The sequence below is a fragment of the Blastococcus sp. SYSU DS0539 genome (assembly GCF_054050855.1).
Genome location: NZ_JBJHAF010000032.1, coordinates 1 through 792 on the forward strand (window position 1 = coordinate 1; position 792 = coordinate 792).

Annotated in this window: 1 rRNA gene; it reads right to left on the bottom strand. The window is 55.7% G+C overall.

Annotated elements, in window-relative coordinates:
- Positions 1-792, bottom strand: a 23S ribosomal RNA gene (locus ACI790_RS19850); the annotation flags it as partial.

Below are 792 nucleotides of genomic sequence, written 5' to 3' on the forward strand. Positions count from 1 at the left end.
ACACCTGATTGCCAACCAGGCTGAGGGAACCTTTGGGCGCCTCCGTTACATTTTGGGAGGCAACCGCCCCAGTTAAACTACCCACCTGACACTGTCCCTGATCCGGATCACGGACCGAGGTTAGACATCCAATTCGACCAGAGTGGTATTTCAACGGCGACTCCACGAACACTGGCGTGCCCGCTTCGCAGTCTCCCACCTATCCTACACAAGCCGAACCGAACACCAATATCAAGCTATAGTAAAGGTCCCGGGGTCTTTCCGTCCTGCCGCGCGTAACGAGCATCTTTACTCGTAGTGCAATTTCGCCGAGCCTGTGGTTGAGACAGCTGAGAAGTCGTTACGCCATTCGTGCAGGTCGGAACTTACCCGACAAGGAATTTCGCTACCTTAGGATGGTTATAGTTACCACCGCCGTTTACTGGCGCTTGAGTTCTGAGCTTCGCCACCGAAGTGACTAACCCGTCCCCTTAACGTTCCAGCACCGGGCAGGCGTCAGTCCGTATACATCGTCTTACGACTTCGCACGGACCTGTGTTTTTAGTAAACAGTCGCTTCTCACTGGTCTCTGCGGCCACCCACCGCTGCCCCGCGCAAGGCGGTTCACAGCAGATGGCCCCCCTTCTCCCGAAGTTACGGGGGCATTTTGCCGAGTTCCTTAACCACAGTTCGCTCGATCGCCTCGGTATTCTCTACCTGACCACCTGAGTTGGTTTGGGGTACGGGCCGCTCGGAACTCGCTAGAGGCTTTTCTCGGCAGCATAGGATCATCCAATTCGCCTCAATCGGCTA